Below are 16,060 nucleotides of genomic sequence, written 5' to 3'. Positions count from 1 at the left end.
CTTAAAGGACTAACCCATGAAAAAAATCTTAATTTCAACGGCTATGCTTGCTACCTTCGCTCTAGCGGGTTGCACGGCGACTGACGGCATGAATACCAATACCGGTAATGCGATTGGTACAGCAAATAATATCGGTATGAACGTATTTAAAGCAGCAGTTGATAATCAGTGCCGTAGTCAGATCGAAAAACAAAGTGCCTGGCGCATTGCCAGTGTAGCCATGACTGAAACACAAGAAGAAGCGATAAAAAGCAATGTCTGTGGCTGTGTCAGTGAGCAAGCACCGCAGCAAGTGACCCTTGTTGAATTGGGTAATGCAGCGATAGACACCCAATACCGCACACAGTTGGTGACCAGAGTCGTCGCCAAATCTCTACAAACCTGTTATGCAAATTTCACCAAATAAATTAAAACGCTTTGTATTTTTGGAGCTAACATAAGCTGGGTTATCGATTGCTTAACTCAGCTTATCTATATAGATTATTAAAATATAGCCAGCCTTATATAAATCGGATAAATTGTCAAAATCAGTCGACTATTAGCAGTACTTTTAGCTGAATTGCTGTTATCCTAGTTATTTTAAGCTGACTTTAAATGGTCATTACTTTTAACAGATATCAAGGATGATAGATGAAAAGACGTGCGTTTATAAAACTAGGTAGTCAAGTAACGGTGGCGGGTACTTTGTTGACCCAGCTAAGTGCTTGCTCATCAGACGATGACTCCACCAATTCGAATACCTTGGATAAGGTAGACGACTTGGGCTATCAAGGCGCATCACCCTTTGTACATGGCATCGCCAGCGGTGACCCTTTACAAGATAGAGTAATACTCTGGACGCGCATCACCAATGACGGTAGCATCAATGCTACCAGTATTCCTGTCAGCTATACGGTGGCTACCGATCCTGAGCTAAAAAACATCGTCACTCAAGGCCGAGCGTTGGCTACTTCAGAGTCTGATTTTACCGTCAAAGTCGATGCCAAGTCCCTAAAATCCGACACCACCTACTATTATATTTTTGAAGCCTTAGGCTACCTCTCTCCTACTGGTCGCACACGCACTATTCCACAGCCAGACTTGCCTGCGAGCGCAATAGACCGCGTGCGCTTGGCAGTGGTATCCTGCTCCAATTATGGCTTTGGCTACTTTAATGGCTATGCAGATATCGCTAAGCAAGCAGATATATCAGCTGTCCTGCATTTGGGTGATTATATTTACGAGTATCCAGAGGGCTTTTATCGTGACCAGTCACTGATCGAAGAGCGTCCGATAGAGCCCAAAAACGAAATTATTAGCTTAGAAGATTATCGTCGTCGCTATGCCTGCTATCGTACTGATATTGACTTGCAAGAATGCCACCGTCAACACCCCTTTATCGCCGTTTGGGACGATCATGAGATTGCAGACAACTCATGGAAAGGTGGTGCTGGATTCCATACTGAAAGCAAAGGCAGCTATATAGAACGTAAAATGTCAGCGGTTCGCGCCTATCACGAGTGGATGCCCATTCGTGACGATAGCAGCAATGAACTGGATAGCCAGCTGAGGATTTATCGACGCTTTGAGTTTGGTAAGTTGTTTGATCTAAATATGCTAGACACGCGTATATTTGGTCGAGAAAAGCTCGATGCGAAAGCCAGCAATGAGCCTGAACGTCAACTGTTGGGACTTGAGCAAGAAAACTGGCTCTATCTAAATATGAAAGAAGGCAAACGCCGCAATGCGACATGGCAGATACTGGGACAACAAGTCATTCTAGCGCCCTTTAGAGGCACTTTTGCGACCAACTCTGGCGATATCTGGAATGGCTATGCGAGCGCACGTACTCGCTTGCTCGACTTTATCGAAGACAATCGTATCGACAATACCGTCGTATTAACTGGCGATTATCACGCCTCTTTTGCCTTTGATATATGCAAAGATCCGTTTGATGCAAGCCGTTATAATCCAACGACAGGCGAGGGCTCAATAGCGGTAGAGTTCGTCTGTCCGGCGCTGACCTCGTTACCTTTCCCTGAGACAGCAGGCATTGAGCTAAATCCACATCAGAAGTTCAACAATCAGACCGATCGTGGTTATATGCTACTCGATATCACTGAAGAGGCTTGTCAGTGTGAATGGTACTATACCGACACGCTGACTGAGCGTGATGACGGTACGCGCTTTGCCAAAGGGCTGTATACCCAGACGAAGACCAATCATTTGGTTGAGGGCAGTCAATCTCGTCCTATCGCCAATGTCGCGGCTTTAGCTGCTGTAAATAAAGCCTTCGGAGTGAAAATATAAGTATCGTTAAGTACTACAGATATTTAAAGCGTTAAAGTAATGTTCGTTGAGAATACAAAATAATAAAAAGGGTGCGTTATAAATAACGCACCCTTTTTGTTGCTGAGTCTTTGTATCGTTCACTCCTCTCAGCGTATTAGCTTGGCTTAGAACTTGTTTTTATCAACTGGACTCTGTGACAGCGCTGCTGTAAAGGGCAGTATTTTGCTGCGACTAAAATACTTAGAAGAGCCATCGATAATCTTGTCTACTTCTTTGATCAAATCATTAATAACGTCATCATAAACACCATGATATAGCTCAGTTTCGAATGCCGTAAAGGGGTGCTTACGTGATGCCGAGCTAACCTCTGTCACTCCTTGCTTACTATAAAAAATATCGACTCGACCATCACTGTTGAGTACACAATTTAATAATCCGCCCTCTAGCTCCATCTCTACTCGCTCAGGCATAAAAATATAATCGTCTACATTGATGAGTTTTTTTTCTACTTCTCTTTTAAAAAATGATTTGATATCAAACATGGATATATCCCTGACCTTAAAATTATAATATACGTTAGCACGCCTGATTTTATTGCCACTGTCCAGCATGTAATCTGCTGCTTGTTCGTTCGTGCTTTATGAGTCAATACTATAAGATGACGTGATATTTTTTAAGACCGGATATGTAAAACTGCGTTTGATGTTGGTAAAAATGAAATATTAGCTCTGGCTCCTCTATCCTATTGCAATAAAAAAGGGAGGCTGTACGTTAGGCAACTCCCCTTTTCTAATTATGAAACTATTCTATCTGGCTTAATCACACCCAACCCTTTTGACGAAACGACTTTAGTACTTTAATGAAGACAGCCATCTCATCAGGCGTGCCAAGCGTTAGCCGACTGAAACCCTCAATCGGTGGGAACTCGCGACCGACCACAATGCCATACTCGCGCATTCTGTCCATATAAATCTTCACCTCACCGTTGACCTCATGAAAAATAAAGTTAGCTTGTGAGGGCAGATAGCTCAGCCCCAACTCATCTAAAGTCGCTTCAACCATCTGCCGTGATTGATTGGTATTGTGCAAACTGCGGGCTAAAAAACCCTCATCGTCGAGGGTTGCTAGCACGGCAACGGCACCTGAAAGGTTGGTATTATCGATAGAAGTAAAGGCCTCGATAGCCGCAATCATAGATGGATTGGCAATGGCATAACCGACGCGCATGCCAGCCAGAGCACATAACTTCGAAAAGGTACGAACGACAATTAGATTGGCTGTTAGCTGCTGCTTTACCCACTCGACGCCACTCTCAAAGCTTTGGTCGTTGACGTACTCTGAGTAGGCTTCGTCTAATAAGAAATAGTGGTTTGCAGGAGCGTTTGCTACCCAATGTTTAAAAGGCGCGGTTGAGGTAATGGTGGCAGTTGGATTGTTAGGGTTGCAAAGATAAAACAGGCTGATGCCATCAAAATCGTCGGCAGCTTTTTGCAAACCTTGAAAGTCAAAATCGTAGCTTTCGGGCTTCAACGGTACTTTGATGACGGGCACGTCAAGCGAGCTGGCATACAACTCAGCGTAAGCAAAAGTAGGATCAGGCACAATCACTTGGAAGCGCTTGCCGGTCTTAAATGCAAGATTTAATAGCATCTGCACCACGGTTCGGATGTTTTCGCTAGAGCCGTTGCCAAGTGACACTTCGCTTTCGATCACGCCATTTATCTTGGCAATTCGACTAATAAGCGCAGCGCGTTGATCATCTGGATAACGAAAACCGATGCGCAAAGAGTCGAGGATAGCTTGTTTGGCAGAGTCTGCCATGCCCAGTGAGTTTTCGTTAGAGTTCAGCTCTAATAATTGCTTGGTAAGCACTATAGTAATACGCCTAATTTATATCAACACCAAAATTACGATGTGCAGTATCAAACTTACTGCTCTACTATTTTGCATTGGTATGTCAGATGAATGGTAAGCTTTATACCGATAAGTATTAATATGGTAAGGCGCATTCAATGTGAATACAAGTGCCCTACGCGCATCTTGCACGCCATGCATTAGACCCAGCCTTTTTCACGGAACAGCTTTAATACTTTAATAAATGCTGCCATCTCATCAGGCGTGCCAAGCGTTAGGCGGTTGAATCCGGTAACAGGGGGAAATTCACGCCCAACCTTTATGCCATTGTCTCGCATTCTATCGATGTATGTTTTTAAGTCACCCTTTATTTCATGAAAAATAAAATTGGTCTGTGAGGGTAAATAACGCAATCCCAGATCGTCTAACACGGTCTCAATCATCCGGCGCGATTGATTGGTATTGCGCAAGCTGAGTGCTAAAAATTCTGCATCATTTAACGTCGTAATGGCGGCGACCGCACCCGACAAGTTGGTATTGTCCATAGACATAAAGGCTTCGACAGTCTCAATAGCTTGCGGGTTAGAAACCGCGTAGCCCACTCGCATACCAGCTAAAGCACATAACTTTGAAAAAGTATGGATAACAATAAGATTGTCTGATAGCCCTTGTTTCACCCACTCAATCCCACTCTCAAAGCTTGGGTCTGACACATACTCCAAGTAAGCTTGATCTAATAAAAAGTAATGGTTATCTGGTGCATTACTTACCCAGGTTTTAAGCCTTGAAGTTGATGTAATGATGCCAGTTGGATTATTTGGATTGCAAATATAGAGCAGACTAATACCATCAAAATCGTCAGCTACTTTTTGTAATTCATCAAAATCATAATCATAGTTTTCAGTGGTTAACGGTATCTTGACCACAGGCACGCCAATGGAATTTGCATACATCTCTGCACAATCAAACGTTGGCACAGGAATCACCATTTGAAACTGCTTGCCCTCTTTTAGTGCTTTGTTTTGCAGCATCTGTAAGGTCGCTCGAATATTTTCAGTCGAGCCATTGCCTAAGGAGATTTGGTCTTTTGCCACACCATGGATGGTGGAAATTTTGCTAATGAGCGCCGCGCGTGGATTATCTGGATAACGAAAGCCCTCACCTAAAGACTCTATAATGGCTTGTTTGGCAGAATCTGCCATACCTAGTGAGTTTTCATTCGCATTTAATTCTAAGAATTTATTATTTTTCATGATGGATTATGTGCCTTAACGTCCGTTGTTATAAGTTCATATTGCTCATTGATATCATATTAAGTGGCATTTGGTATAAACACAAGTTTTGATATAACCAATTATTAGTTATAATTATATCGAAAAAAAATCGAGTTTGTTTTGCTGATAAGAAAACCATAAAAAAGGTGAGCTGCACCGTTGGCAACTCACCTTTTTATTAGATACAAACTGATATTAACGACAGTTCAAATAACCTATTAGATCAAATGCGCTTTTAACTCTAGCACTTTATCACGCGTTTTCGCGGCATCCTCAAATTTCAAGTCACGTGACATTTGCTTCATGAGCTTCTCAAGACGGTTGATTTCTTTCGCCAGCAAATCAGGACTGCGTAAAATGCTGATATCGACATCAGGCAGATTGCTCTTGATAGGAATCACTTGATTGTCATTGGCATTCTGATCGTCACCCGTATCGATTTTATCGGTGATACTGCGACGTGCCCCTTTTGGCGTAATGTTATGCTCAAGGTTAAATGCTACCTGTTTTTCACGGCGACGGTCGGTCTCGTCTATCGCCTTTTGCATACTGTTGGTAATGCGATCAGCATAAAGGATAGCCTTACCATTGATGTGACGCGCAGCACGACCAATGGTCTGAATCAAGGCACGCTCAGAACGCAAGAAGCCTTCTTTGTCCGCATCAAATATTGCGACCAATGACACTTCTGGCATATCTAAACCTTCACGCAATAGGTTAATACCGACCAGTACATCATGCACGCCAGTCCGCAACTCATGAATGATTTGCATACGCTCGACAGTATCAATATCCGAATGCAGATAAGCAACTTTGACGTCGTATTCTTTTAGATAACTGGTCAAATCTTCTGACATGCGCTTGGTCAAGGTAGTTATCAGCACGCGCTCATCTTTTTCTCGACGCTTAGTAATCTCTGATAACACATCATCGACCTGCGTCAATACAGGGCGAATCTCAATCTCAGGATCAATCAAACCCGTTGGACGGACGACTTGTTCAACGACTTGCTCGCTGTGTTCAAGCTCATACAATGCAGGCGTAGCACTGACATAAATAGTCTTAGGCTTGATACGCTCCCACTCTTCAAACTTCATCGGGCGGTTGTTCATCGCGCTTGGCAGACGGAAACCATAATTGACCAAGTTTTCTTTACGTGATCTATCGCCTTTATACATTGCACCGATTTGCGAAACGGTGACGTGCGATTCATCAAGGAACAGCAGTGCGTCTTCTGGAATATAGTCAAACAACGTCGGCGGCGCTTCCCCTGATGGACGACCAGAGAGATGCTGCGAATAGTTTTCGATACCGTTGCAATAGCCGAGCTGTTGAATCATCTCAAGATCATACTGGGTACGCTCTTTGAGACGCTGTGCTTCAATCAGCTTGTTATTTTCACGGAAATATTCTAAACGTGGCTCAAGCTCAGCGCGAATGGTATGACTGGCAGCTTCTAACTTGTTGCGCGGCGTCACATAATGCGATTTTGGATAGATAGTAATACGTGGCACGCTACGTACCGTCTTACCCGTCAAGGGATCAAACCACGTGATTTTCTCCACTTCATTGTCAAATAAATGCACACGTACCGCCAGCTGCTCAGACTCAGCAGGATAAATATCTAGCAGCTCGCCACGCAAGCGATACGTACCACGGCCAAAGTCTAACTCATTGCGCGTATATTGCATTTCAACGAGGCGTTTAATGGTAGCAGTACGATCGATTTTGTCACCGACGACGACGTGCAGCAGCATTTTTAGATAACTTTCTGGATCACCCAAACCATAAATGCACGATACTGAGGCGACGATAATCGCATCACGGCGCTCTAGGAGTGCTCGTGTCGCTGACAGGCGCATCTGATCGATGTGATCGTTAATGGCACTGTCTTTTTCAATGAAAGTATCACTGGCAGCGACATAAGCTTCCGGTTGGTAATAATCATAATAGCTGACAAAGTACTCAACGGCATTGTTGGGGAAAAATGACTTGAACTCACCATATAACTGCGCGGCAAGCGTCTTGTTATGTGCCATGATAATGGTTGGGCGCTGCGTCTCAGAGATGACCTTGGCCATGGTATAGGTCTTGCCAGAACCCGTCACCCCCAGCAGTAACTGCTCATCCATACCAGAATTGATACCCTTGACCAGCTTTTCAATCGCTTGCGGTTGATCCCCTGCTGGCTCAAACTCTGTGACCATCTCAAAAGCACGACTTGATATTTGCGTCCCAGACGCATTAACACCACTAATTTCAGCTTCGCCTTGGAGCTGAGTGGCCAATTGGTTTAACTGACGCGATGAGCGCGGTTCGGGCATACGCATAATGGCTTTCTTCTTCTTTAGGTTTATAACAATATGGGGTCTGACGAGCAGTTTTTAAAGGACAATCGTGAGTCTAGTCATTAGGCTAGGCTCGTATAGCCCGTCATAGAACAGCGCTGATAGAGATAGAATTTATGATGAGAAAAATTGCAAATTGTCATAAAAACCGCACACAGACTCTGATAAATTTACAAAGCTTTTCATGGTTAACAAAGTCATTACACGACCACCTAACAAAGCCTAACGCTTGAGGCTACCAACAGTGCCATGAGCTGCTATTATCGTTTATGAAATAACTCGTTAAGAACAAGCACTGTTGAAAATAAGTACAGCCCATAGACAAACTTTATTTATAGCAATCTGTCTTTTTTAACAATATGTCTTTTATAGTAATTGGACTATGGTTACTTTGAATCAACCAATCTAAACAGATGAATTAAACGGTGCTTGGATACCTTTCTAACAAAAAGAAAAGTAAACCCAATAAAATAAATCTAAATAATGGAGTAAAATATGAGAGAACGTTACGCAAGTGGAATAGACGACGCAACCGCAAAAAAAATGATCGACTTATTGAATGCTAATTTAGCAAATCTCATTGATTTGAGTATGGACAGTAAGCAATGTCACTGGAATCTTCAAGGTACTGGCTTTATCGGCGTGCATCAGCTACTTGATGATACCTATAGCCGCTTGACTGAAGCTTATGATACGGTCGCTGAACGTATTGTTATCCTAGGCGGTAAGGCCAATGGTATCTCTAAGCGTGTGGTTGAAGACTCTATCTTAGAGACTTACCCTACTGATATCAGCGAAGTTGATCAGCATGTACGTGAGCTGACCAATCGTTATAAAACCATTGCAGCATCATTACGTGAAGGCATCGATACTGCAGGTGATGCAGGCGATGAAGATACTGCCGATCTACTAACAGAAGTTAGCCGTACTGTTGATAAAGATGCATGGTTCATTGGCGCTAATGCACCAAAAAAATAAATATTTTATAGTGTTGATTAATCTCAATACCGATTAGTCGAATCGCTATAGATAAAGTAAAAAAGAAAAGGTCACTCCATTGGGTGACCTTTTTTTATGCGTGACAAAATTAAGATTGGCGCTAAAATAGCTAAACTATCAATTAAAATACACCTTTGATAATCTCTTGCATTTGCGGTAATAACTCACCCAATTGCGCTTCTGTCTCACTGGTATCATCAGGCAAAGATTGCTTTAAAAAGGCTGCTGTAATTTGTGGCTGTTTAGCCAAGATACTTTGACCAATTACTGTGTCATAAAAGCCAATTTGAGCATCAACTTCCACTTGCGTATAGTAATTTTTTGCTGCGTTAATATACGCTTGGGTCAACGTCTGCTTGTCAGTGGCGTTGCCTATACCATTGGTCATTATCTTGGCATATTGACCCAATACACTTTGAATTTGCTCTTGTAGCTCACGTTGGCGTTTGTTCAGTTTGCCATTGTCTCTTTGTTGAGTGCGCGTCTGTTGCGTATTAATAGCATCGATAGCCGCTTGTTGCCCGTTAACGATAGATTCTATTTGCTCATCAATATGCATCACTTGCATCAACTTAACAATAGACGTATCTGTTGGGAAGATATCATTATTCATGAAAGCGGTATTGTTAATAGAATCGCTATTGGCACTTACTATCTGCTGTTGAGCAGGCTCATTGTGAATAACTAACTCAGCGTTGGCCTGAGTCAGACTGACTACTGTAGTAATCATCATAACCGCCACACTTAATGAACGAACCATGATGGAACAGCCGACTTTACTTTCTACAATAGATTGCAGACTTAGTTTCATATTACTTCTCATTATGAGGCAACTTTATCGTTACTTTTGGGCAAACTGAGCACCTCAGCATTAGGCACTGACAATGTCAAAATGGCTTCTTGGAATAAGGGATCGGCACGGAACTGGCTTTCAATGTCTTCAAATTTTTGCGCGATTTCTTTTTCTTTTTGATTACCAGCGATATCTACTGCCGCCACCATAAATATTTTTTTTGGCCCTACCCACTCTAGATGCAAGTAAGACACACTATCAATATCTGGATGATTGAGCAGCTCGCTCAACGCATAGGAATGCATCCTATCGGATACTTTATAGCCGACCAAAAAGTCGCGGTTACGGCTGATTAAAAAGATAGCAACCACACCCAATAATAGGCCGACGACGATAGAACCTAGCGCATCCCAAAAGGGCTGTCCGGTATAAGCATGCATACCCATCGCAGCCGCAGCGACAAGCAAGCCAATCACAGCCGCTAAATCTTCAAAAAACACACCGCGCAAAGTGGGGTTAGACGTATCGACCACATAGCCGATGGCGCTGACATTGATCGCTTCACCATGCTTTTTGCTTTGCAAGTAAGCCTGTCCTAACGAAAAGCCTTCGAGTACAAAAGCTACTGCTAATATAATAAACCCAATCGTATAGTCGGTCTCACTCTCAGCCGCGTTCCACTCGGTAATACCGGTATAAATGGAGACAATAGAGCCTGCCATAAAAACACCAAAAGCGGCAATCATCGACCAGACATACGACTCTTTACCGTAGCCAAGCGGATGGCTTTTATCAGCAGGTTTGATGGCCTTTTTTTCGGCGACAATTAATAAAGTCCCATTACCTGCATCTGCCCAAGAATGCGCAGACTCTGCGATCATAGAGGCAGAACCCGTCATAAAGGCGGCTATGGTTTTGGCAATCGCAATGATGAGGTTGGCCCCAACAGCAATCAATACCGTCGTCAATGAGGCAGAATGTTGCTCATCTTTATCGGCTGCTGGCTTAGACACATCATCGAAGCCAGAACGAGAACTACCATCAGAATGGGTCTTATTAATGAGCGTACCAGTACCGCGAGCACGATTATGATGCGGTGCTGGCTGATCAGTAGTAGGACTATGTGAATTGGTTTTTGATGGCTTCAAACTCATAATAGTCTCAGTAAAATAGCGAATGGGTAACCATTGTCTCTATCCTAGTTTTTGCTTACAGTAAATGCTGTTCTAGTAAATACTTATGAAGCAACCGCAATGGCTAGCATAAAAGATAGCGCAGTCTTAGATAAACTATCAGTAACTTTTTAGTGAATCGCTGTTTACTTTAGATGACCAACACTATCTTAGCTCTTAATTTACAACCCTTGGCTAAGCGTTCTATTTGGCTTAATCTTCACGACTACTTGACAGCTCACCAATCATATCTTCTATATCACAGCTAGGACGGTGTGAGCTTTGCATACGTAGATTTTTACGCTCTAAGCCTGCATCAAAACGACACTGCTGCATCACATTTTTGATATCAAGCGGTGGCGCTGGCGTTGGCTTGCCATTGTCATCAATGGCGACCATCGTAAAGTAGCAGCTATTGGTATGACGAACCGTGCGCGCCCGTACATCTTCTGCTTCGACACGTATGCCTACTTCCATCGACGTTCTACCCACGTAGTTGACGCTCGCAGCAAAGGTCACTAGCTCACCCACATAGATTGGCTCACGAAACATCACTTGATCAACTGATAGGGTCACCACATAGTTACCGCTATAGCGACTGGCACAGGCATAAGCGACCTGATCGAGCATTTTGAGCAAATCACCACCATGGACATTGCCGATGAAATTTGCCATATCAGGGGTCATTAGCACCGTCATATATAGCTCATGATTTAAAGGGGCTTTTTTGGCAGTTGAGGTAGTATTGTACTGGGGCATAACATTCCTTACGGTTTTCTAAAATTTATTGGTCTTAAGTGACCAAACGGGTTTTGAGCACATGCCTTAAGTATTTTTTTATAAAGATAACGATTCTCACAATCTATTATAATAGGTTGCATTATAGCAGTCTATTTTGAGTGTTTTATAAATAGGATTTAGGGATGCAAATAGCTGGTTATATTGGTGAGTACTTCAGAGGAATCAATCCATTGTACTGGACAGCTCTATATTGTCAGAGGTTAAGTATCATGAAATAATACTCCTAAAATTAAAGTAAGAGTTGTTCCCATAATCATTGAAGCATCAAACGATCGTTAATAAATCTATCAGAATAAACGAGCAACTCTATAATGAAACAGCACTTTCAAACCCTTTTAAATCAAGTGGGACTTACCGCTTTAGTGACAGCATCATTACTATCTGGAACCGTACAAGCAGCAGATAATAATGGCCAACTAAAGAGCGCCGTTGATCAACAAGCTAAATTACTAATGAATGAGCATAATATTTCAGGAATGGCTTTTGGCGTTATTATCGATGGTAAATCACATTTATATTATTATGGTTTGGCTGATAAGAAAGCCAAAATACCTGTCTCAGAAAACACTGTTTTTGAGCTAGGCTCAATCAGTAAGACGTTTGCTGCTACCTTAGCCAGTTATTCAGAATTAAATGACACACTTAAATTAGAAGATACGGCTGATAAATATATTCCCTACCTAAAAAACAGCACCATTGGCAATACTAAGCTTATAAACCTAGCCACCTATTCCGCTGGTGGTCTACCGCTACAAGTACCTGATGAGGTTAAAAATAATAAAGAGTTGCTCCGTTATTATAAATCTTGGCAGCCAGTCTTTCCGGTCAACTCAAAGCGTTTATATTCCAATGCCAGTATCGGTCTGTTTGGCTATATATCGGCATTGAGCATGGACGCTGATTACACACAATTGATGGAAGAAAAAATACTACCGTCACTCAATATGCCCAACACCTTTATCAATGTGCCTAGTGACAAAATGGCGGATTATGCATTTGGTTATAACGCTGCTGGCGATGCTATCCGAGTCAATGCTGGCATGTTAGACGCTGAAGCCTATGGCATTAAATCCACCATTAAAGATATGACGCATTTTATGGCTGCTAATATGGGTCTTGTGCCGTTGGATAAAGATATTCAGCAAGCGTTAGACAATAATAGAAAGGGTTACTATCAGGCGAGCACTTTTACACAAGGGTTAGGATGGGAGATGTACCCTTATCCTACTCAGCTAGATACCTTACTCGAAGGTAACTCAATGGATGTGGTGCTAAAGCCTCAAGCCATTAAAATAGACAACCATCCAACGCCTATTTTAAACAATGTCTGGGTCAACAAAACAGGCGCTACTAATGGGTTTGGTGGCTATATCGCTTATATTCCTGCCGAAAAATCAGGCATTATCATTCTGGCAAATAAAAATTATCCCAATGCAGATAGGGTCAAAGCAGCGTATATGATTTTAGAGAATGCAATAACTCATTGAGCATGAGCCACCAGCTAAGTACGCTGATATTGTATCAACAGCTTGACCTATTAGCACATATAGACCGGATATCAAGCTTCAAGTCCTCACTCAGGATTTAAGCCTTCATCTGTAGTGACTGTATTTCAACTACTTTGATATGACCTTCTAAGACAGAACCTAAACTTTATCCTGCTTAATATATAGCGCATTTACCCAAGAGAACTCTTCCAAGACGTTCATCCATTGATCGTCTAGTCCTGCTTTTAGCAACAATGGCTCACCGGTGACTGGATGGCTAAACGCTAAAGTTTGGGCATGCAGCAGCATGCGCTCGCAGCCATATTGAGTACGAAAAAATCTGTTGTGCCGTCCGTCGCCGTGGCTAGTATCACCCACTATGTGATGAAATAAATGTCTCATGTGTCGACGCAGCTGATGCTTGCGACCAGTCTCAGGGGTTAAGCGCACTAGGCTGTAGCGGCTCGTATCATGCTTTTTTGATACCGCAAATGGCAGCTCAATTTGAGCCAAACTCTGCCAGTGGGTCACCGCATCTTGAGCGGGTTTGTCCAAATTGGCAAATTTATCGGCAATGGCGTCGGGCTTAAAACTCAACGCATAATCAACAGTACCCTGCTCTGGCATAAAACCGCGCACCACGGCTAAGTATTGCTTAGAAACCTTATGCGCAGTAAAAGCCTCGGTAAGGCTGCGCGCGACGCTTGGGCTCTTGGCAAACAACAATACGCCTGATGTCGGCTTATCTAACCGATGCACCGGAAATACATGGCAACCTACTGCATCACGAGTGAGTTGCATGGCAAAGCGGGTCTCGCCTTTGTCCAGCCAACTGCGATGTACGAGTAAACCCGCCTCTTTATTAATCGCCACCAAAAACTCATCTTCATAGATAATCTCTATTAGATTAGCGGTTTGATTGACGGTGCTACCTTCGATATCTATGTTTTCGATGCTCATACTTTAGTTACTATTATTTTAAATAATGTAATTATATATCTACTGTCTTTTATATATACCCTTTTTATTTTATTGCCCTTGTAGTGACATAATAAATTCGGACTGTGTTTCAGAGAAATAGGCGGTATATGCTGGTTAGCTCAACCAATGAAAACGGTACGCCAGCCAAGCGACGATCGCACTCACTGAGCCAGTTAAAATTCCGCCCCACGCAAAATCTACTAACGCGGTATCTAAGGTAAAGCCTTTATACAAAGCTAAGTTAGTAAAGTCATAAGTTCCGTATGCCATAAGCCCTATCAGAGCACCCAATAAGAAAATATGCCCAACCGAGGCCTGTGCTTTGATTTGCGGATACAGAACCAATATACAGAGTGCCAATATATAAAACATATAAAACACGCCAGCCGCCATCATATTTGGCTCATCGGCTAATAGATGACCGATACGTGACTCATAAAAAGCCCCTTTCATGGTCGTAAGCCAAACAGCATCAACACCCAAAAATATGACAACAGCAGCCAGATAGATAAACACGTAACCCATAATAATATCCTTTTATAAGGGTCGCTCAGTATTAGGCGTTTTTGCACCAATACGCAACCTTATCTCAAATAATGCGTTAAGCGGATACCTTGTCTGCCGCTGGTAAATCAGAAAAATGTAGCGTGTCGATGTTATTTGGTTTGACCGCTGTTACTTGTACCACACCGATGGTACGCTCCAAAAAGCCGCCTTCACAGTAGCAGAAATAAAACTCCCACAAGCGAATAAAGGCTTCATCATAACCGAGTGCTTTGATTTCATTGCGCTGCGCCATAAAAGCTGTGCGCCAATCGCGTAATGTATAGGCATAATCAAAGCCATAATCATGCAACTGTTTGATGACCATATCGGTCTGCTCAGTAAACTGGGTATTGAGCTCTTGGTTTGAGAGCAGACAGCCACCAGGGAAAATATGGGTCTGGATAAAGTCGACCGAATCGATATAGTCTTGATAGTTCTGATCATTAAAGGTAATCGCTTGCAGCACCATCAACCCTGTTGGCTTAAGCAAGCTATTACACTTGGCAAAAAACGTCGGCAAGAATTCATGTCCGACCGCTTCAATCATCTCAATACTGACCAGCTTGTCATACTGCCCAGTCAGCTCACGATAATCCTGCTTGAGAAGAGTGATTTTATCAGACAGTCCGGCAGCTTCGACCCGCTGCTGTGCCTCGTTATACTGCGCATCTGAGATGGTCGTTGTCGTTATATGACAGCCGTAATGCTTGGCGGCATAAATAGCAAAGCCGCCCCAGCCAGTACCGATTTCAATGACATGATCGTCAGCGCTCAGTTGTAGACGCTGACAGATAAGCGCTAGCTTATGCTGCTGGGCATCGCTCAGTGTCGTATCAGGCAACTGATATACTGCCGATGAGTACATCATGGTATCGTCCAAAAACCGCTCATACATATCATTGCCCAAATCATAATGCGCTAAGATATTGGATTTTGAGCCAGATTTATCATTACTACGCAGTCGGTGCTTGGCTTTTTCAAAAGTTTTGCTGACCGCAGCGAAGCGGTTTTCTAACTGGTTAAGCACGGCTAAGTTGCGCGCTGCCAGTCGAACCAAGCCTGTCAGATCATCCGTATCCCACTCGCCATTGATATAACTATCTGCTAGGGCAATCGAACCACCAAATAACAATTGGCGATAGACGGCACTGTCATGAATCATCAATGTGACGTTTAAGGGATGGCGACCCACTGCTGAGCTGCTCATCTCCTCAGATGCCTTGGTACCAAAGCTCTGGGTCTTAGGCGCTTGCTCATCGAATGCTTCGATCAATGTGAGGCTGCCAAACTGCACATGCTCCAACGCGCGAAAGATCAACTTTCGTGCCAAATTATTAATACGGTCATTGACTGGTCGCAATACGGTGCTGTCATTGACGGTTTTATTGATACGTGCGGTAAATCTTCCTAATGTCGAAGCTGGATTTCTATTGGTCGGTCGTGCTGACATCGTCTACTTATCCTTATCTAAAGGCCTTATGTTTGGACATTAGGCTCTTGAAGTCGCGTGGCTTAATTCTGAAACTTGATTTCA

The 16,060-nt window shown here is 43.0% G+C and carries 14 protein-coding genes; 4 read left to right on the top strand and 10 right to left on the bottom strand.

The genetic code is table 11. The features are described 5' to 3' along the window. The first annotated feature begins 16 nt into the window (after positions 1-16). Both ACSUPM_RS04895 and ACSUPM_RS04890 read left to right on the top strand, forming a co-directional pair. Positions 17-406 carry a hypothetical protein gene (locus ACSUPM_RS04895; protein WP_025652103.1) on the top strand — a complete coding sequence of 130 codons (390 nt, stop codon included), beginning with the start codon at positions 17-19 and terminating at the stop codon, positions 404-406. Between the two features lie 224 nt (positions 407-630). After that, positions 631-2,289, top strand: coding sequence for an alkaline phosphatase D family protein (locus tag ACSUPM_RS04890; RefSeq protein ID WP_025652102.1), 1,659 nt, complete (start codon positions 631-633; stop codon positions 2,287-2,289). Between the two features lie 146 nt (positions 2,290-2,435). Here ACSUPM_RS04890 and ACSUPM_RS04885 read toward each other — a convergent pair whose 3' ends face one another. The 4 genes from ACSUPM_RS04885 to uvrB form a co-directional block, all read right to left on the bottom strand. Then, entirely contained in the window at positions 2,436-2,813 is a 378-nt protein-coding gene (locus ACSUPM_RS04885) for a hypothetical protein (protein WP_025652101.1), read from the bottom strand. 277 nt (positions 2,814-3,090) lie between these two features. After that, positions 3,091-4,143: a pyridoxal phosphate-dependent aminotransferase gene (locus ACSUPM_RS04880; RefSeq protein WP_173240142.1), complete on the bottom strand. Its 1,053-nt coding sequence runs from the start codon at positions 4,141-4,143 to the stop codon at positions 3,091-3,093. Between the two features lie 182 nt (positions 4,144-4,325). Then, positions 4,326-5,378, bottom strand: coding sequence for a pyridoxal phosphate-dependent aminotransferase (locus ACSUPM_RS04875; RefSeq protein ID WP_025652099.1), 1,053 nt, complete (start codon positions 5,376-5,378; stop codon positions 4,326-4,328). A 239-nt stretch (positions 5,379-5,617) separates the two neighbouring features. Continuing rightward, positions 5,618-7,729 (bottom strand): excinuclease ABC subunit UvrB, encoded by a 2,112-nt coding sequence (gene uvrB, locus ACSUPM_RS04870; protein WP_101211489.1) that lies wholly within the window; start codon positions 7,727-7,729, stop codon positions 5,618-5,620. Positions 7,730-8,242: 513 nt separating this feature from the next. Here uvrB and dps point away from each other — a divergent pair. After that, positions 8,243-8,725: a DNA starvation/stationary phase protection protein Dps gene (dps, locus tag ACSUPM_RS04865; protein ID WP_025652096.1), complete on the top strand. Its 483-nt coding sequence runs from the start codon at positions 8,243-8,245 to the stop codon at positions 8,723-8,725. A gap of 142 nt (positions 8,726-8,867) precedes the next feature. Here the strand turns inward: dps and ACSUPM_RS04860 are convergent, their stop codons facing one another. From ACSUPM_RS04860 to ACSUPM_RS04850, 3 genes are all read right to left on the bottom strand, one after another. Beyond that, positions 8,868-9,557 (bottom strand): DUF2059 domain-containing protein, encoded by a 690-nt coding sequence (locus ACSUPM_RS04860; RefSeq protein ID WP_025652095.1) that lies wholly within the window; start codon positions 9,555-9,557, stop codon positions 8,868-8,870. Positions 9,558-9,568: 11 nt separating this feature from the next. Continuing rightward, a complete protein-coding gene (locus ACSUPM_RS04855; protein ID WP_025652094.1) occupies positions 9,569-10,693 on the bottom strand; it encodes a cation diffusion facilitator family transporter in 1,125 nt (374 codons plus the stop codon). Positions 10,694-10,924: 231 nt separating this feature from the next. Next, positions 10,925-11,470: an acyl-CoA thioesterase gene (locus ACSUPM_RS04850; RefSeq protein ID WP_025652093.1), complete on the bottom strand. Its 546-nt coding sequence runs from the start codon at positions 11,468-11,470 to the stop codon at positions 10,925-10,927. A 353-nt stretch (positions 11,471-11,823) separates the two neighbouring features. On the opposite strand from ACSUPM_RS04850, the gene ampC reads away from it, so the two are divergent. Beyond that, entirely contained in the window at positions 11,824-12,999 is a 1,176-nt protein-coding gene (ampC, locus tag ACSUPM_RS04845) for a class C beta-lactamase (RefSeq protein ID WP_025652092.1), read from the top strand. A gap of 159 nt (positions 13,000-13,158) precedes the next feature. Here ampC and truC read toward each other — a convergent pair whose 3' ends face one another. The 3 genes from truC to ACSUPM_RS04830 all read right to left on the bottom strand — a co-directional run bounded on the left by truC (position 13,159) and on the right by ACSUPM_RS04830 (position 15,976). Further along, positions 13,159-13,959 (bottom strand): tRNA pseudouridine(65) synthase TruC, encoded by an 801-nt coding sequence (truC, locus tag ACSUPM_RS04840; RefSeq protein WP_436880252.1) that lies wholly within the window; start codon positions 13,957-13,959, stop codon positions 13,159-13,161. Positions 13,960-14,094: 135 nt separating this feature from the next. Then, complete coding sequence (locus ACSUPM_RS04835; RefSeq protein WP_350642577.1) at positions 14,095-14,505, bottom strand: DUF2177 family protein; 411 nt, start codon at positions 14,503-14,505, stop codon at positions 14,095-14,097. 76 nt (positions 14,506-14,581) lie between these two features. Beyond that, positions 14,582-15,976 carry a class I SAM-dependent methyltransferase gene (locus ACSUPM_RS04830; RefSeq protein WP_436880251.1) on the bottom strand — a complete coding sequence of 465 codons (1,395 nt, stop codon included), beginning with the start codon at positions 15,974-15,976 and terminating at the stop codon, positions 14,582-14,584. Positions 15,977-16,060 lie beyond the last annotated feature (84 nt).

The sequence above is a fragment of the Psychrobacter okhotskensis genome (assembly GCF_965638355.1).
Taxonomy (GTDB): domain Bacteria; phylum Pseudomonadota; class Gammaproteobacteria; order Pseudomonadales; family Moraxellaceae; genus Psychrobacter; species Psychrobacter okhotskensis.
The sequence above is the reverse complement of the archived record's forward strand: the minus strand, read 5'-3'. Positions and strand labels throughout refer to the sequence as shown.